Source organism: Mycobacterium asiaticum DSM 44297 (assembly GCF_000613245.1).
Lineage (GTDB): Bacteria > Actinomycetota > Actinomycetes > Mycobacteriales > Mycobacteriaceae > Mycobacterium > Mycobacterium asiaticum.
In genome coordinates, this window is record NZ_HG964936.1 from 1,019,222 (window position 1) to 1,043,126 (window position 23,905).

The following is a 23,905-nucleotide window of genomic DNA, read 5'->3' on the forward strand; positions in this document are numbered from 1 at the left end:
CCACGGGGACGAGTCGCCAGCGTTACTGGACCGGGGCGGGCGCGCGCCGCTAGCCTTCGGCTATGAGGCACCTATGAGGCATTTGGTGGCCTTCCGCTGATGTTCGACAAGCCGACGGGCCGCGTGGTCGCCGTGCTCGTCCTGCTGATCGTGGCCGCCGCCGCTCTGCGCGGGTACCTACCGCCGCAGCACGACGCGCGGCTTGCTGACGACGGCGGAAACCGCGCTCCGCTGATGTTCCTCGTCGCGGCAATTGCCGCAACAGTGGGACTGCTGGCGTTCTCCCTCATCGCTCGCTTCCGCGACCCGCGCGCGGTGGCGCCGAGCTCGGGCAACCTCTCGGAATTGCTGGGACGTGGCAGCGGCGAACGAGCGAGCTGGCGCGTCGTGCTGATCGCACTCGCAGTAATCGTGGCCTGGCTGGCCATCGCACTTCTGTTGTCCCGCCTGTGGACCCCGCCTGAAGTCAATCTTGATGTTCCTCAACAAAGTTCGACGCCGGCCCCGCCGGCGGTACCTCGCGACGGCCCGCCACCAAAACAGCCGTCACACCGCAACAACAACGGGGACACGTTGGGTGCCCTGCTGGCGTTCATACCCGTGTTGCTGATGTTGTTCGCCGGCGGAGTCATTGCTTCCCGTCGCCGTCGGCAACCGACTGCGTCCGCGCCCCCAGCCGTCAATCGAAGAGACCCCCCGGTGCCGGAAGCGGCGTCCGAATCGCTGGTGCGCGCAGCCGAAGTGGGCTTGGCCGAGATGGCCGACCTGAGCCGCCAACCGCGCGAGGCGATCATCGCATGCTATGCCGCTATGGAGCGCGAGCTGGCCAATGTCCCCGGTGCCGTCCCGCAGGAAGCCGACACTCCCACCGAGGTACTGGCCAGGGCGGTCGCACATCGTGCACTGCGCGCCGACACCGCCGTCGAATTGGTGAACCTGTTCGAGGAAGCCCGGTTCAGTCCCCATGTGATGAACGAGGGGCACCGCGAGACCGCCGTGCGGGTGCTCGAGCTGGTGCTCGACGAGATCGTGCCGCGCTCGAGTGAGGCGGTATGAAAAGGCTACTGGCCCTGGGCATTCTGCTGATCATCGGAACGGAGCTGCTGCTGCTGGTGGCGCAGGATCGCCGGTTTGTGCTGCTTGCCGCCGGCGTCGGTCTGACGTTGGTGCTGCTCAACATCCGCCGCGCGTTGGGTCACCCGAACGAGCCGGCGGCCGAACCGGACTCCGACGATCTCGCCGACTCGTTGCGTCGCTGGTTGGCCAGCACCGAGACAACGATCCGGTGGTCGGATTCCACTCGCGCGGACTGGGACCGTCACCTGCGCCCGATGCTGGCGCGACGCTTCGAACTCACCACGGGCCAACGGCAGGCAAAAGATCCGGCCGCATTCCGTGCCACCGGAGAGATGCTGTTCGGACCCGAACTTTGGGAATGGGTTAACCCGAATAACGTGGGGTATGCGGCTGCCGACCAGCCGGGGCCCGGTCGGGCGGCGCTCGAGGAGATTCTGCGAAGGTTGGAGCAGGTATGACAACGCCGGCCGCTAGGTCAGTTGAAGAAACCACTGCCCAGTGCGAGGCGGTGCTCGACGAAATCGAACGCGTCGTCGTCGGCAAGCGCGCGGCCCTTACGTTGATCCTCACAGCAGTCCTGGCCCGTGGTCACGTGCTGATTGAGGATCTGCCCGGACTCGGCAAGACGTTGATCGCGCGTTCCTTCGCCGCCGCATTGGGACTGGAATTCACCCGGGTGCAGTTCACCCCGGACCTGCTGCCGGCCGATCTATTGGGCTCGACCATTTACGACATGCAGTCGGGACGCTTCGAGTTCCGGCGCGGGCCGATCTTCACCAACCTGCTGCTCGCCGACGAAATCAACCGGACGCCGCCCAAGACTCAGGCGGCGCTGCTGGAGGCGATGGCCGAGGGACAGGTCAGCATCGATGGCCACACCCACAAACTGCCAACGCCATTCATCGTGCTGGCCACTGACAACCCGATCGAGTACGAAGGCACTTATCCGCTGCCGGAGGCGCAACTCGACAGGTTCTCGATCCGCCTGGAGCTGCGCTACCTGTCCGAGGAAGACGAGACCGCGATGCTACGGCGCCGTCTGGAACGCGGGTCCGCCGAACCGACCGTCAACCAGGTCGTCGACGCGCACGACCTGCTGGCGATGCGTGAATCCGTCGAGCAGGTATCGGTGCATGAAGACGTCCTGCACTACGTCGTTTCGCTGGCCACGGCGACCCGGCATCATCCCCAGGTCGCCGTCGGCGCCAGCCCGCGCGCCGAGCTCGATCTGGTTCAGCTCGCCCGTGCCCGCGCCCTGCTGCTTGGTCGCGATTACGTGATCCCGGAAGACGTCAAAGCGCTCGCCACCCCTGCGGTCGCACACCGGATCACGCTGCGACCGGAGATGTGGGTCCGCAAGATCCAGGGCGCGGACGTGGTCGGGGAACTGTTGCGGCGCTTGCCCGTGCCCCGCGCCAACGAGAAGAACAGCCCGGCATGATCCAAACTCGTGACGTCGAGTTTCATTGGCGTGCATCACAATTGACGTTGTCGATCGCGACCTGTGCCGGGGTCGCGCTGGTGGCTGCCGTCATCGGTGGACGTTGGCAGCTGATTGCTTTCGCGGCCCCGCTGCTCGGTGTGCTGTGCTCACTGAATTGGCAGCTACCGGTCCCCACGGTTCAAGTGCATGCCGAGCCGGATTCGCAGCGATGCTTCGAAGACGAGCAAGCGCGAATATCGGTGTGGGCCACCACGGAATCCGGTTCGGACGCGATGGATCTGACGGTGTCATCGGTCGGCGGCATGGAAGTGGAGGTGCTGGACTCACCAAGTAGGCACGCGAAAACAGTTGCCGCCGTGGCTAAAAGGTGGGGACGGTATCCGATCCGGGTGGGTGTCGACCTCCTCGCGCGCGGCGGCCTGGTGCGGGGCACCGGGACCGTCGACACCGCCGACGTCATAGTCTTTCCACTGACACCACCGCAGGCAACCTCGATTCCACGAACCGAGTTGCTCGACCGGTTGGGCGCCCACCTCACCCGGCACGTGGGTCCCGGCGTCGAATACGCCGACATCCGCCCGTACATTCCGGGCGACCAACTGCGCGCAGTGAATTGGGCGGTCAGTGCGCGCCGTGGCCGGTTGCACGTGACGCAGCGGCTGACCGACCGGGCCGCCGACGTGGTGGTGCTGATCGACACCTATCGACAGCCGGCGGGGCCGGCGACCCAGGCCACCGAACGTGTGGTGCGGGGGGCGGCGCAGGTGGTGCAGACCGCGCTGCGCAATGGTGACCGTGCCGGGATCGTCGCGTTGGGCGGAGGCCGGCCACGCTGGCTGGGCGCCGATATCGGCCAGCGTCAGTTCTACCGCGTGCTGGACACCGTGCTGGGTGCGGGCGAAGGATATGAGAAAACCACCGGAACACTCGCGCCACGGGCCGCGGTCCCGGCGGGGGCGATCGTCATCGCCTTCTCGACGCTGCTCGATACCGAATTCGCGTTGGCGCTCATCGACTTACGTAAGCGCGGCCACGTCGTGGTCGCGGTCGACGTACTGGACACTTCGCCGTTCGAGGGCGAACACGACCCGCTGGTTGGGCGAATGTGGGCGTTGCAGCGCTCCGCGATGTATCGAGACATGACCTCCATCGGCGTGGACGTGCTGGCCTGGCCATCGGACCGCTCGCTCGAGCAGTCGATGGGGGCATTGCCCGATCGCCGCCGTCGGGTCCGTGGGCAGTTGCGGGGTGGCGGCTGAGGTGTTTGCGCAATCGGGTAACGGGGTCTTCGCGGCAATGCTCGGCTTGCTCACGGTCGGGACGGCTGCCGTCGGATCCCATGGCGCGGCTCTGGCAGTTGCCGGCGCCGCGGTGCTTGCGGTGGAAGCGGGGATGATATTCCGACCTGGCGCGACGGTTGCCGTGCTGCTGTCGGTGGTGCTGATCCTGCTCTCGGAACCTTCGCAGGGGATTGCGGCACTGTCGGGTCTGTTCGCGACGGCGTATTTGGTCTGTCGGCATGCCGTCAGCGCGGTCGATGCGGGAAGCTGGCCGACAATCATTGGTGCCGTTGGTTTTACTGCAGCGGGGCTGGTCGCTACGTCCTTTCCGCTGCAAGTGCCGTGGCTGCCGTTGATAGCGCCGCTCGGGGTATTGGGAATTTATGCGCTCACCGCCCGGCCCTTCCTGAATTGAATTTGGCGCGGTGGGCTCGTAACAAATTCACATGAGTTCGGTTCATTCGCTACAAATTGCGCGTGTTACGTCATACAGTCCCGCCTGAGGCGGTTTGCGGGAGCCCTTCATCGTGGGCGTGGAGCGACTCGCCGGAAGGGGATGGCCAGATGAGTTTCTTCGGATTGCCGCCCGAGATCAATTCCCTGCGCATGTTTGCCGGAGCCGGTTCGGGACCAATGCTGGCGGCCGCGGCGGCATGGGACGGTCTGGCCGAGGAGTTGACGTCCGCCGCTCAGTCGTTTGCCGCGGTGACGTCGGGGTTGGCGGGGCAGGCTTGGCAGGGCGCCGCCGCCGAGGCGATGGCAGCGGCGGCCGCACCCTATGCGGCATGGTTGAGCGCGGCAGCCGCCCGAGCCGCCACGGCATCGGGGTCGGCCAACGCGGTGGCAAGGTTGTTCGAGGCGGCGCGGACAGCGACGGTGCACCCGCTGGCGGTGGCCGCGAATCGAAATGCGTTCGTGCAGCTGGTGTTATCCAATCTGTTCGGTCAGAACGCGCCGGCGATCGCGGCGGCGGAAAGCATCTATGAAGAGTTCTGGGCGGCCGATGTAGCGGCGTTGGTGGGGTACCACGGCGGGGCGTCCGCCGCGGTGGCGGCTCTGTCGTCGTGGGGGACCACATTGGCGGCTCTGCCGGGGTTGAGTCAGGTCGCGGTGCTTGCCGCTCCGGCCGCTGCCGTAGCGGCTTCGGTGCTCCCGGGCATCAACACGAGCCTGGGGAACAACGGCATCTGGAACCTGGGTGGGGGCAACCTCGGTGATTACAACCTGGGCAGCGGCAACTTCGGCAGCGTGAATCTCGGTGGCGGAAACACGGGTAACCTCAACTTCGGCAGCGGCAATTTCGGGTCCTACAACCTGGGTTTCGGGAATACAGGCTTCACCAACCTAGGCCTGGGTAACCTCGGTCGGTTGAACTTCGGCTTCGGCAACAATGGCAACGGCAACTTCGGCTTCGGCAACTTTGGCGACGGCAACTTCGGTGGCGGCAACTTCGGCGATACCAACTACGGCTCGGACAACCGAGGCAGCTTCAACCTGGGCAGCGGCAACCTCGGCTTCAACAACATCGGCTTCGGCAACAACGGCACTTTGAACTTCGGGTTCGGGAACAACGGCAACAACAACATCGGCTTCGGTCTCACCGGTGACAATCAGGTGGGGATCGGGCTACTGAACTCGGGGGTGGGCAACCTCGGCTTCGGGAATTCGGGGAACAACAACATCGGCTTCTTCAACTCCGGTGATGGCAACTTCGGCTTCTTCAATTCGGGCAACGGAAGCTTCGGCTTCAGCAACTCGGGCACCACCGGCACCGGCTTCTGGAATGCGGGTGACTTCGCGACGGGCGCCGGAAACTCGGGCTTTGCGAATTTTGGGCTGGGCAACGCGGGATCGGGGAATATGGGTTCCGGTAATTCCGGCTCTAGCAACATGGGCTCGGGAAACAGCGGGGGCTTCAACACCGGCTGGGTGAATTCCGGCGACTTCAACACCGGCCTGTCGAACGCCGGCGAGACCAACACCGGGTACGGAAACGCTGGCAACACCAATACCGGTCTGCTCAACTCCGGCAATCTGAACACCGCAATCGGTAGCTCAATCACTCCACCAGGTGTCACATCTTCCGGCTTCGGCAACACCGGCACCGGTAGCTCGGGCTTCAACAACTCCGCTGATTTCTCCTCTGGTTTCCAGAATGACGCCGGTATGGTCGGCCTCGGCGGAATTTCTGGTTTCAATAACTCGGAATCCTTCACGAGCGGCTTTGGCAATTCAGCTGCCTTTGCCACTGGCATCGGTAACACCGGCCAGAGTGTCGGTTGGTTCAACACCGGCGACAACAGCGTGGGCATTTCGAACTCAGGCAATTTCAGCACCGGAATCGGCAACTCCGGCAACCAAAGCGCCGGAGCCTTCAACGAAGGCGACAACCAAGCCGGGATATTCGGCCGCGCCAGCGCGCCGGCCTTCCTGCTCGACCTTGGTCCGTTGGCGCCGGCGGTCGCGGCATTGGCAGCGCCGGGAGCGGTCTTCGCGCTGCCCGGCGTCAACACCGGCCTTGGCAACCTCGGCAACTGGAATTTGGGTGCTGGCAACATCGGCGACCTCAACCTGGGCATCGGCAACCTCGGCAACGTAAACCTCGGTGGCGGCAACATCGGCAACCTCAACCTGGGCAGCGGAAACTTCGGGTCCTACAACCTGGGCAGCGGCAATATCGGCCACACAAACTTCGGTAGCGGAAACAACCTCGGCGCGCTCAACTTCGGCAGCGGCAACACCTTCGGCGACGGCAACTTCGGCTTCGGAAACCGCTCCGGCAGCAACAATCTGGGTAGCGGTAACTTCGGTTTCGGGAACTTCGGAAACGGCAATATCGGCAACTTCAACCTCGGCAGCGGAAATTCAGGCGTGTCCAACGTCGGGTTCGGAAACAACGGCAGTTTCAACTTCGGCTTCGGCAACAACGGCAACAACAACATCGGCTTCGGACTCACCGGTGACAACCAGGTCGGAATCGGCGCGCTGAACAGCGGAATCGGAAATCTGGGCTTCGGGAACTCGGGGAGCAACAACATCGGCTTCTTCAACTCCGGCGACGGCAACGTCGGATTCTTCAACTCCGGCAACGGCAACACCGGGTTCGGCAACGCCGGCGACGTCAACACCGGGTTCTGGAACGGCGGCGCTCACAACACCGGCCTCGGCAACGGCGGTAGCCAGAACGTCGGCATCGGCAACGGCGGTTTCTCGAACGTAGGGATCGGCAACGGCGGTGATTTCAACGCGGGCAGTGGAAATTCGGGCCTCAATAACACCGGGGATTTCAACGCGGGCGGCAACGGGGTGCTTGGCGGGGGCGCCAACACGGGTTCGTTCCACTCTGGCAGCCTGAACACCGGCTTCGGCAACGCCGGCAATCTCAACACCGGCCTGTTCAATGCCGGTGACGTGAACACCGCGGTGGGCAGCGCGGTCAACCAACCGGGAACAACGTCTGGGTTCGGAAACACCGGCACGGGCGTTTCCGGTTTCTTCAACACCGGTGACAATCAGTCCGGGTTCCAGAACGTCAACACCGGTGCTCTGCCCAACTCGGGTGTGATGAACAGCGGGGAGGCGCAAGTCGGTTTCTACAATGCGGGCACCGGATTCAATACGGGGTTCGCGAACAGAGGTACCGACAACGTCGGTATCAACCTGTCGGGTAGCAACAACTCCGGCGTCGGCAACTCCGGCACCAACAGCTCCGGCTTCGCCAACTCCGGCGACAACAGCTCCGGCGTGGGCAACCAGGGGGACAACCAGGCCGGCTTCTTCGGTCAGCCCTGAGGGTTCCAGCCCTGACGGTTCCAGCCCTGACGGTCAGTGCTGCAGTAACTGTGCCGCGTGGTCAGCCAGGTCCAGCACCGGCTGCGGCACGATACCCAACACCACGGTCACCAAGGCGCACACCGCGATTGCCGCCTTGCTCAGCACGCCGGGGGCCACCACCTGGGGGGTGGCGTCGGTGCCCTCGGTGAAGAACATCAGCACGATGACCCGCACGTAGAAGTAAGCCGCGACCGCGCTGGAAATCACACCGATGATCACCAGCGGCACCGCACCGCCTTCGGCGGCGGCCTTGAACACCGAAAATTTGGCGATGAAACCACTCGTCAGCGGGATACCCGCAAACGCCAGCAGGAACATCGAAAGCATCACGCCCACAATCGGACTGCGCTGGCCCAGGCCGGCCCAGTTGGCCAGCGACGCGTCTTCGACCCCGTCTGCATTGCGGATAAGACCGACAATCGCGAACGCGCCGACCGTGCTGAAACTGTAAGCCACCAAGTAGAACAACGTCGCCGACAGGCCCGCCGAGTTGTCGGCGATCACGCCGGTGAGGATGAAGCCCACGTGCGCCACCGACGAATAGGCCAGCATCCGTTTCACATCGGTCTGGTTCACCGCGGTGATGGTTCCTACCGTCATGGTCAGGATCGAGATGCCCCACAGCACCGGGCGCCAGTCGCCGTGCAACGGCGGCAACGCCACGTAGACGACGCGCACCAGCGCCCCGAATGCCGCCACCTTGGTGGCCGCAGCCATGAACCCGGTGATCGGGGTGGGCGCCCCCTGGTACACGTCGGGAATCCACGAATGGAACGGGACAGCACCGACCTTGAACAGCAGGCCGACCGCCAGCAGTGCGACTCCAACCAGCGCCATGGACCGGTCACTCTGCGCGGCCAGCGCCTCCCGGATGGAGTGCAGAGTCAGCGTGCCGGTCGCGCCGTAGAGCAGCGCGACACCGTAGAGGAAGAACGCGGACGAGAACGCGCCCAGCAGGAAGTACTTCAGCGCTGCCTCCTGCGACAGCAACCGGCGGTGTCGGGCCAAGCCACACATCAGGTACAGCGGCAGGGAGAGGACTTCCAGCGCCACGAACATCGTCAACAAGTCATTGGAGGCGGGGAACACCAGCATGCCGCCGACCGAAAGTGTCAGCAGCGGAAAGAGTTCCGTCTGGGCGGCACCCACGCGCTCGGCGTCGCGCTCAATGTCACTGCCCGGTGTCGAAGAGGCTTGCGGCGTAAAGGAATCCAGCCCCGCGAACACCTTCGTTTTGCTGACCACGTGTCGACGCTCGGCGATGAAGATCGTTCCGAGTACGGCGACCAGCAACACGGTGCCCTGTAGGAACAGCGCAGGCCGGTCCACGGCGATCGCTCCGAGCACGGTGGCTTGACCGGCGGCGGGAACGGACTTGGCCACCACGATCACCGCGGCGAATGCCGCCACAAAGCCGGCGAGGGTGAGGCCGACCTGCACGCCGTAGCGCAGTCGGCGGGGCAGAAACGCTTCGGCCAGCACACCGATCACTGCTACGCCGAACACAATGAACATCGGGGAGAGCAGGAAGTACTCGACGTTGGGTTTGTCAATCATCGGTGCGGTCCTTCGGCCGTTGTCGGGCGCACGCCTATGGGCACTGTCGGCGCGGGATCCTGCTGGCGGATGGTGCTCATGGTGTGTTCGACCGACGGATTGATCCGGTCGAGCACCGGCTTCGGATAAACACCGAGCACCAGCAGCAGTGCGATCAGCGGGGCAACAACGATCATTTCCCGCGGCACCAGGTCGCGGATCTTCTCGTTGTCCTTGGCCACCGGGCCGGTCATCACCCGCTGGTAGAGCCAGAGCATGTAAATGGCGGCGAGCACCAGGGCCGTAACCCCACAGGCTGCCGCCAGCCAGTAGCGGTTGAAAGTACCCAGCAGCACCAGGAATTCGCTGACGAAGGGCGCGAGGCCGGGTAGCGACAGGGTGGCCATACAGGACACCAGGAAGGTGCCGGCCAGGATTGGGGCGACCTTCTGCACGCCGCCGTAGTCAGCGATCAACCGGCTGCCGCGACGTGAGACCAGGAAGCCCGCGATCAGGAACACCGCGGCCGTAGAGATGCCGTGGTTGAGCATGTACAGCGTTGAACCGCTCTGGCCCTGCGTGGTCATCACGAAGATGCCGGCGATGATGAACCCGAAGTGCGAAATCGAGGTGTAGGCGATCAGGCGCATCATGTCGGTCTGACCAATCGCGACGATCGCACCGTAGATCACCCCGATAATGGCCAGCGTGACGATCACCGGCCGGAAATACGTTGAGGCGTCGGGGAACAGCTGCAGGCAGTAGCGCAGCATGCCGAACGTGCCGACTTTGTCCATCACAGCGGTGATCAGTACCGCCGTGGCTGGGGTGGCCTCCACGCAGGCGTCGGGCAGCCACCGGTGGAACGGCCACAGCGGCGCCTTGACCGCGAAGGCGAACATGAAGCCCAGGAACAGCGCCTTGAGTACCGCGGGGTCCACGTCGCGGTAGCGTCCCGCGCGCACCTCTTCCACGATTCGGACGAAATCGAAGGTGCCCCCGCCGTGCTGGGTGGTCACCACATACAGGCCGATCACCGCGGCCAGCATGATCAGACCGCCGAACAGGTTGTACAGCAGGAACTTCACCGCCGCCCGCGACCGCTCGCTGCCTTGACCGAACCCACCGATCAGGAAGTACATCGGGATCAACATCGCCTCGAAGAAGACATAGAACAGCAGCACGTCCAGGGCGACCACCGAGATCAGCACCATCGACTCGATCGCCAGCGTCAGCGCCACATAGGCGTGCACTCCGCGCGGGCGGCCCACACGTCCTGACGAGCCATCGGCATCCCCGCCGTCGTTCCAGCCGGCCACCAGCAGCAGCGGTATCAGCACCGTGGTCAGCAGCACCAGGATCAGGCCGATGCCGTCCACACCGAGGGTGTATCCGGCGCCGAAAGACGGGATCCAGGAATGCTTCTCGGTGAACTGGTAAGTGTCCCCGCCCGGCTTGAACCCGGCGGCGACTACCAGGGACACCGCCAGGGTCAGGATGCTCACCATCACCCCGGTCCATTTGACTGCCTGGCGCAGTCCCGGCGGCAGCAGAATGATCAAGACCGATCCCGCCAGCGGCACCAGCCACAGGACGGTCAGCCACGGGATGCCGGTCACCACAGGTTCACCGCCAACAGCGCACCGGCCACCACAGCGGCACCCACCAGCATGGACAACGCGTAATTGCGAGCGAAGCCGGTTTGCATGCCTCGCAACCGATTCGAGGTCCGGCTCACCAGAGCCGCGAGCGCGTTGACGGAGCCGTCCACGCCGGCGTTGTCGACACCGACCAGCGTGTACGTCAGCTGCGCACCGGGGCGCATGAAAACCTCCTCGTTGAAGGCGTCGCCGTAACCGTCGGCGCGTGCGGCCGCCGTGAGCACCGATACCTGAGACGGTGCCACCCGCGGGATTTCGGCCTTGCCGCCATACATCCGGTAGGCCACCGCGATACCGACGACCACCACACCAAGCGCGAGTGACGTACTGACCCAGGCCGGCACGGCATGGGCCGCTTCCTCATGCGCGCCGACCACCGGTTCCAGCCAGTGCTGCAGCGTGCCGCCGATCGCGAACAGACCTCCGGAGAACACCGACCCGACTGCGAGCAGGATCATCGGCCACGCCATCAGGGCGGGGGCCTCGTGCGGATGCTGTCCTGGGGCCCAACGCTTCTTACCGAAGAACGTCATCAGCATCACCCGCGTCATGTAGAACGCGGTGATGCCCGCGCCCAACAGTGCCGCCCCGCCGAGGATGTAACCGCGGATGCCGCCGGACCCCAGCGCCGCCTCGATGATCGCGTCCTTGGAGAAGAAGCCGGCGAACGGCGGGACGCCGATGATCGCCAGGTATCCCAAGCCGAACGTTACGAACGTGATGGGCAGCGCCGCGCGCAGGCCACCGTAACGACGCATGTCCTGTTCCTCGTGCATGGCGTGGATGATCGACCCGGACCCGAGGAACAGGCCGGCCTTGAAGAAGCCGTGGGTGAGCAGGTGCATGATCGCGAAGGCGTAGCCGGCCGGGCCCAGGCCCGCGGCCAGCACCATGTAGCCGATCTGGCTCATGGTGGATGCGGCCAGTGCGCGCTTGATGTCGTCCTTGGCGCAGCCGATGAAAGCCCCGAGCATCAACGTGACGGCGCCGACGATCACCACGCCCAGTTGCGCGTCCGGGGCCAGGTTGTACAGCGGGTTGGACCGCACGATCAGGTAGACACCCGCGGTCACCATGGTCGCCGCGTGGATCAGCGCCGACACCGGGGTGGGGCCTTCCATCGCGTCACCCAACCAGGCCTGCAGCGGCACCTGGGCCGACTTGGCGCAAGCGCCCAGCAGCAACAGCAACCCCGTCACGTTCAGCACGGACTGACTGGCGGCCGGCGCACCGGCGAACACCCCGCTGTAGGACACCGTGCCGAACGTGCTGAACATCAGGAACATCGCCAACGCCAATCCGGCGTCCCCGACCCGGTTCATCACGAAAGCCTTCTTGGCCGCGGTGGCGGCCGAGGGCTTGTGGTACCAGAACCCGATCAGCAGGTAGGACGCCAGGCCGACGCCCTCCCAGCCGACGTAGAGCAGCACATAGTTGTCCGCAACCACCAGCAGCAGCATCGAGGCCAGGAACAGGTTGAGGTAGCCGAAAAACCTACGGCGGTCTTCGTCCTCGGCCATGTAGGCGATCGAATAGATGTGGATCAACGACCCGACGCCGGAGATCAGCAGCACGAAACACATGGACAGCTGGTCGATTTGCAGGCCGAAGTCGACCTGCAAGCCGCCGACCGGTATCCAGCTGAACACCGTCTGGCTGATGGTGCGGTCCTCGGCAGGCCGGCTCAACAGATCGGTCAGCAGCGTCACGCCCACGCCGAAGGCCGACAGGGCGGCCAGGGTACCCAGCCAATGACCCCACGCCTCGGTGCGTCGACCGCCGAACAGCAGGATTGCGGCCCCCGCCAGTGGCAGTGCCACGAGCAGCCAGGTGTAATGAATCATCTTGGCGTTCTCAGCCTTTGAGTAGATTCGCGTCGTCGACCGACGCCGATTTGCGGGTACGGAAAATCGTCATGATGATCGCCAGGCCGATCACTACCTCGCAGGCGGCGACCACCATCGTGAAGAACGCGATCATTTGCCCGTCCAGCTTGCCGTGTAGGCGGGCGAACGTGACGAACGCCAGGTTCACCGCGTTGAGCATCAGCTCCACACACATGAACATGACAATCGCGTTGCGCCGCAGCAGCACGCCGGCCGCTCCGATGGTGAACAGTAATGCCGAAAGATAAAGGTAGTTGGCCGGATTCATGACGCACCTCCCTTGACCGATTCGGGCGACGGTGTCTCGAGGCCGTCGGCGCCGCGGGTGCGCAGGATGCGCGAAACCGACAGTTCGGAGTACGAACCGTCGGGCAGCAGAGCGGCGACGTCGACGGCGTTGTGGCGCGCATAGACACCCGGGCTGGGCAGCGGGGTGGGGTGCCCGCCGGGACGGAAGCGTTCCTGGGAAAGTTCGCGCTGGGTCTTGCGCCGCTCGAACCGCTCCCGGTGCGCCAGGATCATCGCGCCGACCGCGGCGGTGATCAGCAACGCGCTGGTCAGCTCGAAGGCCCACAAGTAGCGCGTGAAGATCAGCGCGGCAAGGCCTTCCACGTTGCCGCCGGCGTTGGCGCCGTCCAGCCCGTGGAAGCCCGCTGTCGCGACGTTACCGATCCCGCCGATCAGCAGAATGCCGAAGCCGACGCCGGTCACCACTCCGGCGACCCGTTGTCCGCGCAGCGTCTCCTTCAGCGATTCCGCCGAGTCCACGCCGATCAGCATCAGCACGAACAGGAACAGCATCATCACCGCGCCGGTATAGACCACGACTTGAACGACACCGAGGAAAAGTGCGTCCTGGGCGATGTAGAAGACCGCCAGGATCAGCATCGTCATGGCCAGGTACATCGCCGAGTAGACGGCGTTGACGGCCAGCACCACGCCCAACGCTCCGACCAACGCCAACGCGCCGAGCACCCAGAACATCACCGCTTCACCGGTGGAGGTACGGGTGATGAGCTCCGGAGCCAGATTGGAGGCGAGTATCACGCTCACCGGGGGTCCCCGGCTTCCTGACTTTGCCGCACCCCGTCAGCGGTGACGTTGCCCAGGTAGTAATCCTTGTCGGTGGCACCTTCGGCCCTGGGGTGCGGCGGTTCCGTCATCCCCGGCTCCAGCGGCGCCAGCAACCGATCCTTCTCGTAGATCAGGTCGGCGCGGTTGTCGTCGGCCAGTTCGTAGTCGTTGGTCATCGTCAGGGCGCGGGTGGGGCAGGCTTCGATGCACAGGCCGCAACCGATGCAGCGCAGGTAGTTGATCTGGTAAACCCGGCCGTAGCGTTCACCCGGCGAGTACCGCGCTTCCTCGGTGTTGTCGGCGCCCTCGACGTAGATCGCGTCGGCGGGGCAGGACCAGGCGCACAGCTCGCAGCCGATGCACTTTTCCAGCCCGTCGGGATAGCGGTTCAGCTGATGGCGGCCGTGGTAGCGGGGCGCCACCGGGCCGGGCTTCTCCGGATACTCCTCGGTGATGGTCTTCTTGAACATCGAACCGAACGTGACGCCGAATCCGGCGATGGGGTCCAGGAATTTAGCCACGTGCCTTCTCCTTGCTCGCACCAACGGGCCGTTCGAGGGTCTTCATCGGCAGCGGTGGTGTCGGGAATGCCGGTTGCGGATCGCTTGCGCCGACGGGCTTTTCGACACGCTGTTTCTGGCGTTTGGGCACACTGAACGGTTTGCGCAGCGTCGCGATCAGCACGACCGCCACCACCAGGCTGCAAATCACCAGCACCGTGGTCCAGTGGGGGTAGCCCTGGTTGCGCAGCCAGCGCACGGTGCCCGCGATCATGATCCACGCCAACGAAACCGGGATCAGCAGCTTCCAGCCCAGCGCCATGAACTGGTCGTAGCGGAAACGGGGGAGCGTGGCCCGCAGCCAGAAGTAGATGAACAGGAACATCCACACCTTGCCGGTGAACCACAGCACGGGCCACCAACCGCTGTTGGCGCCGTCCCACAGGTTCAGCGGCCACGGGGCGTGCCAACCGCCCAGGAACATCGTGGCCGCCAGCGCCGAAACCGTGGTCATGTTCACGTATTCGGCGAGCATGAAGATGGCGAACTTCAGCGACGAGTACTCGGTGTGGAAGCCGGCCACCAACTCGCCCTCAGCTTCGGGCAGGTCGAACGGCGCCCGGTTGGTCTCACCGACCATGGAGATCAGGTACGTCAAGAAGGACGGCAGCAGCAGGAAGATGTACCAGACGCGGTCCTGCGCGGCCACGATCTGCGACGTCGACATGGTGCCGGCGTAGAGGAACACCGCCGCGAACGACAGCCCCATTGCCACCTCATAGGAGATGACCTGGGCGGTCGAGCGCACGCCGCCGAGCAGCGGGTAGGTGGATCCCGACGCCCAACCGCCCAGCACGATGCCGTACACGCCGATCGCCGACAGACCCAGGATGAACAGCACCGCGACCGGGAGGTCGGTGAGCTGCAACGGAGTCCAGTGGCCGAACACCGAAACCTCGGGGCCGAACGGGATGAACGCGAAGGCGGTGAAGGCGGGAATTGCCGAGATGGCCGGTGCCGCGAAGTAGACGAACCAGTCGATGCCCTTGGGTGTGATGCTCTCTTTCAGTGCCAGCTTGACGCCGTCGGCCAGACTCTGCAGCAGTCCCTTCGGCCCGGCCCGGTTGGGCCCGGGACGTAGTTGCATGCGGCCCAGCAACTTTCGTTCGATCAGGATCGCCACCAGCACCGTCAGCACCAGGTAAACGAAGATGGCCAGGGCCTTGCCCAACACCAGCCACCAAGCGTCGTGCCCGAAAGCGGTCAAGCCGTTCATTTGGCACCCACCCCGATATTCACGACGGCACCCAGTATGACGCCAAGATCTTGATGCACCGCCGAACCCGGCGAGTTGATCGGCAACCACACCACCCGGTCGGGCATATCGGTGACGTTGAGCGGCAGGGTGATCGAGCCGCGGTCGGTGCTGACCGTGACGGGATCACCGTGGGCGGCGCCGATCTCGGCGGCGGTGTTCGCCGACAACCGCACTTCGGGCTTGCGTGCGGTGCCGGCCAGGTGCGGTTCACCGTCCTGTCCGCGACCGGCGTCCAGCAGCAACCGCCAGCCGGTCAGCACCGCCTCACCGGCGCCCGGTTTGGCCGGCGCCGCCGCCTCGGCCGTCGGGCCGGCCGGGTGTTTGCCGTCCCAGGTGCCCAAGGCCGAAAGCTCCTCGCGGGCGGATTCGACTGAGGCGCAACCCAGATACACGCCCATCTCGTCGGCCAGCGTGTCGAGCACGCGGTGGTCGGACTGGCTGGCCTGCAGGGTGGTGCCATGAAAAGCGGGTTCGAAGCCGCGATAGCGGCCCTCCCAGTTGACGAAAGCGCCCGACTTCTGCGTGGTGGGCGCAACCGGGAACACCACGTCGGCCCGCTCGGTGACAGCGCTGTGCCGCAGTTCGAGGCTGACCACGAACGGCGCGGTGTCCAGCGCGGCCAGCACCGCGTCCGGATCGGCGAAGTCGCCGGGTTCGATGCCGCCGACCAGCAGCGCGCCGAGCGTTCCGTCGATGGCCGCGGCCAGGATGCCGTCCGTGTCACGTCCTGCCGCAGTAGGCAATTCGTCGACGTGCCACGCCGCGGCGACCTGCGAGCGAGCCGCCTCGTCGGCGGCGGGACGGCCACCGGGCAACAGCCCCGGCAGGGCACCTGCTTCCAGTGCACCGCGCTCGCCGGCGCGTCGCGGCACCCAGGTCAACCGTGCCCCGGTGGTGTCGGCCAGCCTCGCCGCGGCGGAGAAGCCGCCGGGCACCGTGGCCAGGCGTTCGCCGACCATGATCACCGCGCCCGGGGTGCTGAGCAGGTCCCCGATTTCCCCGGTCGCCAGCCCGTCCAATGTGGACGGCTCGGCACCCGGAGCGGTCTGCAGCAACCGGCCGGACATCTTCGTCAGCCCACGACTTGCGAACGGAGCGATCGCATACACCGGAAGGTTGTTCTTGCGTGCGGCCTTGCGCAGCCGCAGGAAAACGATCGGCGATTCCTCTTCCGGCTCGAAGCCGACCAGCAGGACGACCGGCGCCGTCTCCAGGTCGGAGTAGCTGACGCTGACCGGGCGACCGGCAATGCGTGCCGCCAGGAAATCGGCCTCCTCGGCCGAGGAGGGACGGGCCCGGAAGTCGATGTCGTTGGTGTCCAGCACAATTCGGGCAAACTTGGCGTAAGCGTAGGCGTCCTCCCAGGTGACCCGGCCACCAACCAGCACGCCGGTGCGTCCGCGGGCCGCCTCGAGTCCCTGCGTCGCCGCCACGATCGCGTGCGCCCACGACGCCGGCGCCAGCTCGCCGGCCGAGTCCCGGATCAGAGGCGTGGTGATCACATCCGGCTGGGTCGCGTAGGTGAAGGCCCACCGGCCCTTGTCGCAGTTCCACTCCTCGTTGACCTCGGGGTCATCACCGGCCAGTCGGCGCGTCACCTTGCCGCGGCGGTGGTCGGTGCGCTGCGCACATCCGGACGCACAGTGCTCGCACACACTCGGGCTGGACACCAGGTCGAACGGCCGGGCCCGGAATCGGTACGCGGTGCCCGTCAGCGCGCCTACCGGGCAGACCTGGACGGTGTTGCCGGAGAAGTAGGACTCGAAGGGCTCGTTGGCATAGATGCCGACCTGCTGCAGCGCGCCCCGCTCCTGCATGTCGATGAACGTGTCGCCGGCGATTTGGTTGGCGAACCGGGTGCAGCGGGCGCAAAGGATGCAACGCTCCCGGTCCAGCAGTACCTGCGAGGAGATGTTGATCGGCTTGGCGAAGGTGCGCTTGGGGTCGGTGAAGCGAGATTCGGCGCGGCCGTTGGACATTGCCTGGTTCTGTAGGGGGCATTCGCCGCCCTTGTCGCACATCGGGCAGTCCAACGGGTGGTTGATCAGCAGCAGTTCCATCACGCCGTGCTGGGCCTTGTCCGCGGCCGCCGAGGTGAGCTGGGTTCGCACCACCATGTCGTCGGTGCACACGGTGGTGCAGGATGCCAGCGGCTTGCGCTGGCCCTCCACCTCGACCAGGCACTGCCGGCAGGCGCCGACCGGGTCGAGCAGCGGGTGGTCGCAGAACCGGGGGATCTGGATGCCCATCAACTCGGCGGCGCGGATGACCAAAGTGCCCTTGGGAACGCTGATCTCGACTCCGTCGATGGTCAGCGACACCATCTCGGGCTGAGCCAAGCGGTTCTCAGCGTCAGCTGTCTGGGTCACGCTTTCACTCCGTCCAACGTCAGCATGGAGTCTCGGGGGTCGAACGGGCAGCCGCCCGATTCGACGTGGGCGATGTATTCGTCTCGGAAGTGCTGGATCGACGACATCACCGGGCTGGCGGCACCGTCACCCAACGCGCAGAACGACTTTCCGAGAATCGCGTCCGAGATGTCCAGCAATTTGTCGAGGTCTTCCCGGGTGCCCCGGCCGGTTTCCAGCCGCTCGTAGATCTTGTCCAGCCAGAAGGTGCCCTCCCGGCACGGAGTGCACTTGCCGCACGATTCGTGCTTGTAGAACTCGGTCCAGCGCCGCACCGCCCGCACCACACAGGTGGTTTCGTCGAAGATCTCGAGCGCTTTGGTGCCCAGCATCGAGCCGACGCCGCCGACGCCCTCGTAGTCCAGCGGCACATCGAGGTGTTCGTCGGTCAGCAGCGGGGTGGAGGACCCGCCCGGTGTCCAGAACTTCAGCTTGTGGCCGGCCCGGACGCCGCCGGCGTAGTCGAGCAACTCGCGCAGCGTGATGCCCAGCGGGGCCTCGTACTGCCCGGGGTTGGTGACGTGCCCGGACAACGAATACAGCGTGAAGCCAGGCGATTTCTCGCTGCCCATGGAACGGAACCAGTCGACACCGTTGAGGATGATCGACGGGACACTGGCGATCGTCTCCACGTTGTTGATCACCGTGGGGCAGCCGTAGAGGCCCGCGACGGCCGGGAAGGGCGGCCGCAGCCGCGGCTGGCCCCGGCGGCCCTCCAGCGAGTCGAGCAGCGCGGTCTCCTCGCCGCAGATGTATGCCCCGGCACCCGCGTGCACCACCAGCTCCAGGTTGAAGCCGGAGCCGCCGATGTCGCGGCCCAGGTAGCCGGCGGCGTAAGCCTCGGCGACGGCGTTCTGCAGCCGACGCAGCACCGGCACCACCTCACCACGCACGTAGATGAAGGCATGGCTGGCCCGGATCGCATAGGACGCGATGATGACGCCCTCGACGAGCACATGCGGTGTCGCCAGCATCAACGGAATGTCTTTGCACGTACCGGGTTCGGACTCATCGGCGTTGACCACCAGATAATGCGGTTTGGCCGCCGGCCCGGTGTCGCCCTGGGGGATGAACGACCACTTGGTCCCGGTGGAGAAGCCGGCACCACCCCGGCCGCGCAGCCCGGAGTCCTTGACCGTGCCGATCACGTCGTCGGGTTTCATGGTCAGGGCCTTCTTCATGGCCCGGTAGCCGTCGTAGCGTTCGTAGGTCGCCAGCGACCACGATTCGGGGTCATCCCAGTAGCGGCTGATGACCGGTGTCAGTGGGGTGGCGGGGGCGCTAGTCATCGGTGGTCCCTGGGGCTTCGGGTGCCTGCATTCCGTTCTCCTTGGCCACCCGCAGTCCGGCCAGCGTGGCTGCACCGGCACCGCCCTGGCCTTCGTCGGGGCGCTGGTCGGGCAGGCCGGCCAGAATGCGCGACGTTTCCCGGAACTTGCACAGTGGGGCGCCTCGGGTGGGGGACAACGGCTCGCCAGACCGCAGCGAGTCGACGAGTTCGCGGGCCGACGCGGGAGTCTGGTTGTCGTAGAACTCCCAGTTGACCATCACCACGGGCGCGTAGTCACAGGCCGCATTGCACTCGATGTGCTGCAGGGTGACCGTGCCGTCTTCGGTGGTCTCGTCGTTCCCGATTCCCAAATATTGCTTGAGGTCGGTGAATATCGCGTCGCCGCCCATCACCGCGCACAGCGTGTTGGTGCACACGCCGACCAGGTAGTCGCCGGTGGGTCCGCGCCGGTACATCGTGTAGAAGCTGGCCACCGCGGAGACCTCGGCACCGGTCAATCCCAGTTGCTCGGAACAGAATTCGAGTCCGGCGGGGGTGAGGTAGGAGTCCTCGCCCTGCACCAGGTGCAGCAATGGCAGCAGCGCCGAACGGCTGTTGGGGTATTTGGCGATGATCTCCTTGGCCTCGACTTCGAGCCGGGCCCGCACCTCGGCCGGATACGACTGCGGCGCACCCTCGACCACGAACTGGTTGGGCTCCTCGGGCGGGGGACCGAGTCGCAGGAAGACCCGCTCTCCGTTGCTGCTACCGACTTTCGGAACGGTCATCGGTCCACTCCGCCCATGACCGGATCGATGCTGGCGACCGCGGTGATCAGGTCGGCGACCATGCCACCCTCGCACATCGCCGCGACCGATTGCAGATTGGTGAAAGAGGGGTCCCGGTAGTGCACGCGGTAGGGGCGGGTGCCACCATCACTGACCATGTGCACGCCGAGCTCCCCGCGGGGCGACTCGACCGACACGTAAACCTGACCGGCCGGGACCCGGATGCCCTCGGTAACCAGCTTGAAGTGGTGAATCAGCGCTTCCATCGAGCTGCCCATGATCTTGGCGATGTGCTCCGGCGAGTTACCCATGCCGTCGGGGCCCACGTAAAGGTCAGCGGGCCAAGCAATTTTGCGGTCCTCGACCATGGTCGGGCCCGGCCGCAACTTGTCCAAACACTGTTCGATGATCTTGATCGACTCCCACATCTCTTTGACCCGAATGATGTACCGCCCGTAGGCATCACAATTGTCATCGGTTATGACGTCGAACTCGTAGTTCTCGTAGCCGCAGTAGGGTTCGCTCTTGCGCAGGTCGTGCGGCAGGCCGGTGGCGCGCAGGATGGGGCCAGTGATGCCCAGCGCCATGCAACCGGTCAGGTCCAGGTATCCGACACCCTCGGTGCGGGCCTTCCAGATCGCGTTCTCGTTGAGCAGTTCGCCCATCTGACGCAACGGAACCCGCAGCTCCTTCAACGCTGCGGCGATATCGTCGACCCCGTTGGGTGGCAGGTCCTGGGCCAGTCCGCCGGGACGGATGTAGGCGCTGTTCATCCGCAGGCCGGTGATCTTCTCGAACAGGGTCAGGACGATCTCGCGGGCGCGGAAGCCCACGAACATCGGTGTCATGGCACCCAGTTCCATGCCGCCGGTGGCCAGCGCGACCAGGTGTGAAGAAATCCGGTTGAGCTCCATCATCATCACCCGGATAACGTTGACCCGCTCCGGGATCTCATCGGTGATGCCGAGCAGTTTCTCCACGCCGAGGCAGTACGCCGTCTCGTTGAAAAACGGTGCCAGGTAATCCATCCGGGTGACGAACGTGACGCCCTGAGTCCAGTACCGATACTCGAGGTTCTTCTCGATGCCGGTGTGCAGGTAGCCGATTCCGCAGCGTACTTCGGTGACCGTCTCGCCCTCGATCTCCAGGATCAGCCGCAACACACCGTGGGTGGAGGGGTGTTGCGGCCCCATGTTCACGACGATGCGCTCACCGGGGTCGGCGTTGCGGGCGGCGTCGACGACCTTGTCCCAGTCCTGGCCGCCGGCAACCACAAGCGTCTCTGGAGCGCCGGCGCCGTCGTGCGCCGTGCTGGTGGATGTGCTCATCAGTTATAGCCCCTGCGCTCATCGGGTGGGGGAATCTGCGCGCCCTTGTACTCGACCGGGATACCGCCCAGCGGGTAGTCCTTGCGCTGTGGGTGGCCCTGCCAGTCGTCGGGCATTTCAATCCGGGTCAGCGACGGATGTCCGTCGAAGACGATCCCGAAAAAGTCGTAGGTCTCCCGCTCGTGCCAGTCGTTGGTCGGGTAGACGTTGAACAGCGAGGGGATGTGCGGGTCGCTGTCTGGCGCAGACACTTCCAGCCGCACCCGGCGATTGTGGGTGATCGACCGCAGTGGGTATACGGCATGCAGTTCGCGCCCGGTCTCGTTCGGGTAATGCACGCCGCTGACACCCAGGCACAACTCGAACCGCAGCTCGGGTTCGTCGCGCAGCCGCTGGGCGACCTGCGGTAGCAAGTCTCGACGCACATGCAGGCTCAGTTCGTCGCGGTAGACCACAACTTTCTCGATCGCCTCGTTGAAGTCGATGCCCTCCCGGTCCAATGCCTCGGCCAGCCGGTCGGCGATGTCGTCGAAGTAGCTGCCGTAGGGCCGCGGACTCTCGCCGGGCAGCGCGATCTCGCGCACCAGCCGCCCGTAGCCGGAGGTGTCCCCGGTGCCGCGAACACCGAACATGCCGCGGCGGACGCTGATCACTTCCTGGCCTTCGGGTGGGACGTCCGCCCCCGGGGTCAGGGTCGCACCCTGCGGGTCTTTGTCCGGTGAACTCATCGCAGCAGACCGCGCATCTCGATGGTGGGGCGGGCGGCCATGGCCGCTTCCTCCGCCTCGGCGATGGCGCGTTCCCGGTTGACGCCCAGCGGCATCTCCTGAATCTTCTCGTGCAGCTTCAGGATTGCGTACAGCAGCATCTCGGGCCGCGGTGGGCAGCCAGGCAAGTAGATGTCCACCGGCACCACGTGGTCGACGCCCTGCACGATCGCGTAGTTGTTGAACATTCCGCCGGAGGAGGCGCACACGCCCATCGCCAGAACCCATTTCGGTTCAGCCATCTGGTCGTAGATCTGCCGCAGTACCGGCGCCATCTTCTGGCTGACCCGGCCCGCGACGATCATCAGGTCCGCCTGTCGCGGCGTCGCCGAGAACCGCTCCATTCCGAATCGGGCGATGTCGAACCTCGGGCCCGCCGTCGCCATCATCTCGATTGCGCAGCAGGCCAAGCCAAAGGTCGCCGGCCACAGCGAGTTCTTACGCACATAGCCCGCAACCTTCTCGACCGTCGACAGCAGAATTCCGCCGGGCAGCTGTTCTTCCAGTCCCACGTCCTACCTCAATCCCATGTCAGGCCACCGCGGCGCCACACGTATGCGTAGGCCACGAACACCGTGAGCATGAATATGACCATCTCGACAAGCGCGAACGTTCCGAGGTAGTCGAAACTGACCGCCCACGGATAGAGGAACACAATTTCGATGTCGAAAACGATGAATAACATTGCGGTCAGGTAATACTTCACCGGGAAGCGCTGCCCGCTTGGGGCCTTCGGGCCGCTGAACCCGGTTTCAGTGGGTTCTATCCCACATTCGTAGGCCTCCAGCTTCGCCCGGTTGAACCGGGTCGGGCCCGTGATGCTCGCCAGGATCACCGAGCCCACGGCAAAGGCTGCAGCAATGCCGGCAAGCACCAATATGGGTATGTAGACGTTCAACTCGCTCTGCTCCGTCGTATGGGCCGCCAGCAGCGGCCAGGCGGTGACCGGGCTGTGTGACGGACCGGGCTTGTGGGCCGCCACAGTGACCTTCAACATAGTCGCGCGACGGCCGGACCACATGCCCGGGGTCAAGCTCATAGACACCGGGGATGGTTAGGGACGCGAAGCACGTGGCAAACGGTGGCCGCGGGAGAAATATCATGTGATCCGTGCGACGGCCAGACGGGCGGAGCGCTTGTTGTTACTCTTAGCGTGGGTAACTGCGCGGATCTTGCGAGGTCAGCGCGGACGCGCCAGCCGATCTGGGAGGACAGGGTTGTGAGTTTCTTTACGCTGCCGCCAGAGATCAATTCCCTGCGCATGTTCCTAGGTGCGGGTAGCGCCCCGATGCTGGAGGCAGCCGCAGCCTGGGATGGGCTCGCCGCGGAGCTGGGGACTGCCGCCGAGGCGTTCGGATCAGTGATCTCCACGTTGGCGAGCCAGGCTTGGCAGGGCCCGGCGGCTCAAGCGATGGCTGCGGCGGCGGCTCCATACGCGGGCTGGCTGAGCGCGGCCGCGTCGCAGTCCTTCGGGGCGGCTGGGCAGGCGCGCGCGGTGGTCAGCGCGTTCGAAGCGGCCCGAGCGGCCACCGTTCATCCGGGTGCGGTCGACGCCAACCGCAACGCATTCGTGCAACTGGTCATGTCGAATCTGTTCGGTCAGAATGCGCCACTGATTGCGCTGGCCGAGAGCATCTATGAGGAAATGTGGGCCGCGGACGTATCGGCGATGGCGGGCTATTACGCGAACGCGGCCGCCGCCGCCGCGCAGGTGGTGCCGTGGCAGAGCGTGTT

At 65.3% G+C, this 23,905-nt stretch carries 20 protein-coding genes and 1 pseudogene; 7 read left to right on the plus strand and 14 right to left on the minus strand.

What is annotated here, in order from left to right:
• Nucleotides 1-99 precede the first annotated feature (99 nt).
• From BN972_RS04855 to BN972_RS04880, 6 genes are all read left to right on the plus strand, one after another.
• The gene (locus BN972_RS04855; protein WP_036353508.1) at nt 100-1,056 is read left to right on the plus strand and encodes a DUF4129 domain-containing protein; all 957 of its coding nucleotides are present in this window, start codon (nt 100-102) and stop codon (nt 1,054-1,056) included.
• Nucleotides 1,053-1,535, plus strand: a complete 483-nt coding sequence (locus BN972_RS04860; RefSeq protein WP_036353511.1) for a hypothetical protein — start codon at nt 1,053-1,055, stop codon at nt 1,533-1,535. The genes BN972_RS04855 and BN972_RS04860 overlap by 4 nt, the downstream gene beginning before the upstream one ends.
• Nucleotides 1,532-2,518, plus strand: coding sequence for an AAA family ATPase (locus tag BN972_RS04865; protein WP_036353514.1), 987 nt, complete (start codon nt 1,532-1,534; stop codon nt 2,516-2,518). Before BN972_RS04860 ends, BN972_RS04865 begins: the two co-directional genes overlap by 4 nt.
• A complete protein-coding gene (locus BN972_RS04870; RefSeq protein ID WP_036353517.1) occupies nt 2,515-3,780 on the plus strand; it encodes a DUF58 domain-containing protein in 1,266 nt (421 codons plus the stop codon). The genes BN972_RS04865 and BN972_RS04870 overlap by 4 nt, the downstream gene beginning before the upstream one ends.
• Nucleotides 3,781-3,817: 37 nt before the next feature.
• Nucleotides 3,818-4,216: a hypothetical protein gene (locus BN972_RS04875; RefSeq protein ID WP_051545280.1), complete on the plus strand. Its 399-nt coding sequence runs from the start codon at nt 3,818-3,820 to the stop codon at nt 4,214-4,216.
• Nucleotides 4,217-4,365: 149 nt separating this feature from the next.
• Nucleotides 4,366-7,593 carry a PPE family protein gene (locus BN972_RS04880; protein ID WP_036353521.1) on the plus strand — a complete coding sequence of 1,076 codons (3,228 nt, stop codon included), beginning with the start codon at nt 4,366-4,368 and terminating at the stop codon, nt 7,591-7,593.
• 33 nt (nt 7,594-7,626) lie between these two features.
• On the opposite strand, the gene nuoN is transcribed toward BN972_RS04880, so the two are convergent.
• From nuoN to BN972_RS04950, 14 genes and pseudogenes are all read right to left on the minus strand, one after another.
• Nucleotides 7,627-9,192 carry an NADH-quinone oxidoreductase subunit NuoN gene (nuoN, locus tag BN972_RS04885; protein WP_036353524.1) on the minus strand — a complete coding sequence of 522 codons (1,566 nt, stop codon included), beginning with the start codon at nt 9,190-9,192 and terminating at the stop codon, nt 7,627-7,629.
• On the minus strand, nt 9,189-10,790 hold the full coding sequence (locus BN972_RS04890) for an NADH-quinone oxidoreductase subunit M (RefSeq protein WP_099051051.1): 1,602 nt from the start codon (nt 10,788-10,790) through the stop codon (nt 9,189-9,191). The genes nuoN and BN972_RS04890 overlap by 4 nt, the downstream gene beginning before the upstream one ends.
• A complete protein-coding gene (nuoL, locus tag BN972_RS04895) occupies nt 10,787-12,676 on the minus strand; it encodes an NADH-quinone oxidoreductase subunit L (RefSeq protein WP_036353530.1) in 1,890 nt (629 codons plus the stop codon). Before nuoL ends, BN972_RS04890 begins: the two co-directional genes overlap by 4 nt.
• Nucleotides 12,677-12,686: 10 nt before the next feature.
• The gene (gene nuoK / locus BN972_RS04900; RefSeq protein ID WP_036353533.1) at nt 12,687-12,986 is read right to left on the minus strand and encodes an NADH-quinone oxidoreductase subunit NuoK; all 300 of its coding nucleotides are present in this window, start codon (nt 12,984-12,986) and stop codon (nt 12,687-12,689) included.
• Entirely contained in the window at nt 12,983-13,771 is a 789-nt protein-coding gene (locus BN972_RS04905; RefSeq protein ID WP_036353536.1) for an NADH-quinone oxidoreductase subunit J, read from the minus strand. The genes nuoK and BN972_RS04905 overlap by 4 nt, the downstream gene beginning before the upstream one ends.
• Nucleotides 13,768-14,322, minus strand: a pseudogene (gene nuoI / locus BN972_RS04910) (NADH-quinone oxidoreductase subunit NuoI); the annotation flags it as partial. The gene BN972_RS04905 and the pseudogene nuoI, both read right to left, overlap by 4 nt.
• The gene (nuoH, locus tag BN972_RS04915) at nt 14,306-15,559 is read right to left on the minus strand and encodes an NADH-quinone oxidoreductase subunit NuoH (protein WP_099051052.1); all 1,254 of its coding nucleotides are present in this window, start codon (nt 15,557-15,559) and stop codon (nt 14,306-14,308) included. The gene nuoH and the pseudogene nuoI, both read right to left, overlap by 17 nt.
• 5 nt (nt 15,560-15,564) lie before the next feature.
• A complete protein-coding gene (locus BN972_RS04920) occupies nt 15,565-17,979 on the minus strand; it encodes an NADH-quinone oxidoreductase subunit G (protein WP_036353545.1) in 2,415 nt (804 codons plus the stop codon).
• The gene (nuoF, locus tag BN972_RS04925; RefSeq protein ID WP_036353547.1) at nt 17,976-19,307 is read right to left on the minus strand and encodes an NADH-quinone oxidoreductase subunit NuoF; all 1,332 of its coding nucleotides are present in this window, start codon (nt 19,305-19,307) and stop codon (nt 17,976-17,978) included. The genes BN972_RS04920 and nuoF overlap by 4 nt, the downstream gene beginning before the upstream one ends.
• Complete coding sequence (gene nuoE / locus BN972_RS04930; RefSeq protein WP_036353550.1) at nt 19,300-20,076, minus strand: NADH-quinone oxidoreductase subunit NuoE; 777 nt, start codon at nt 20,074-20,076, stop codon at nt 19,300-19,302. The genes nuoF and nuoE overlap by 8 nt, the downstream gene beginning before the upstream one ends.
• Nucleotides 20,073-21,404, minus strand: a complete 1,332-nt coding sequence (gene nuoD / locus BN972_RS04935) for an NADH dehydrogenase (quinone) subunit D (protein WP_036353553.1) — start codon at nt 21,402-21,404, stop codon at nt 20,073-20,075. The genes nuoE and nuoD overlap by 4 nt, the downstream gene beginning before the upstream one ends.
• Complete coding sequence (locus BN972_RS04940; RefSeq protein WP_036353556.1) at nt 21,404-22,132, minus strand: NADH-quinone oxidoreductase subunit C; 729 nt, start codon at nt 22,130-22,132, stop codon at nt 21,404-21,406. The genes nuoD and BN972_RS04940 overlap by 1 nt, the downstream gene beginning before the upstream one ends.
• Nucleotides 22,129-22,683: a NuoB/complex I 20 kDa subunit family protein gene (locus BN972_RS04945; protein WP_036353559.1), complete on the minus strand. Its 555-nt coding sequence runs from the start codon at nt 22,681-22,683 to the stop codon at nt 22,129-22,131. The genes BN972_RS04940 and BN972_RS04945 overlap by 4 nt, the downstream gene beginning before the upstream one ends.
• An 8-nt stretch (nt 22,684-22,691) precedes the next feature.
• Nucleotides 22,692-23,069: an NADH-quinone oxidoreductase subunit A gene (locus BN972_RS04950; RefSeq protein WP_036356561.1), complete on the minus strand. Its 378-nt coding sequence runs from the start codon at nt 23,067-23,069 to the stop codon at nt 22,692-22,694.
• A gap of 321 nt (nt 23,070-23,390) precedes the next feature.
• Here BN972_RS04950 and BN972_RS30155 point away from each other — a divergent pair.
• The coding region (locus BN972_RS30155) for a PPE family protein (protein WP_080696693.1) at nt 23,391-23,905 on the plus strand (515 nt) is incomplete at its 3' end.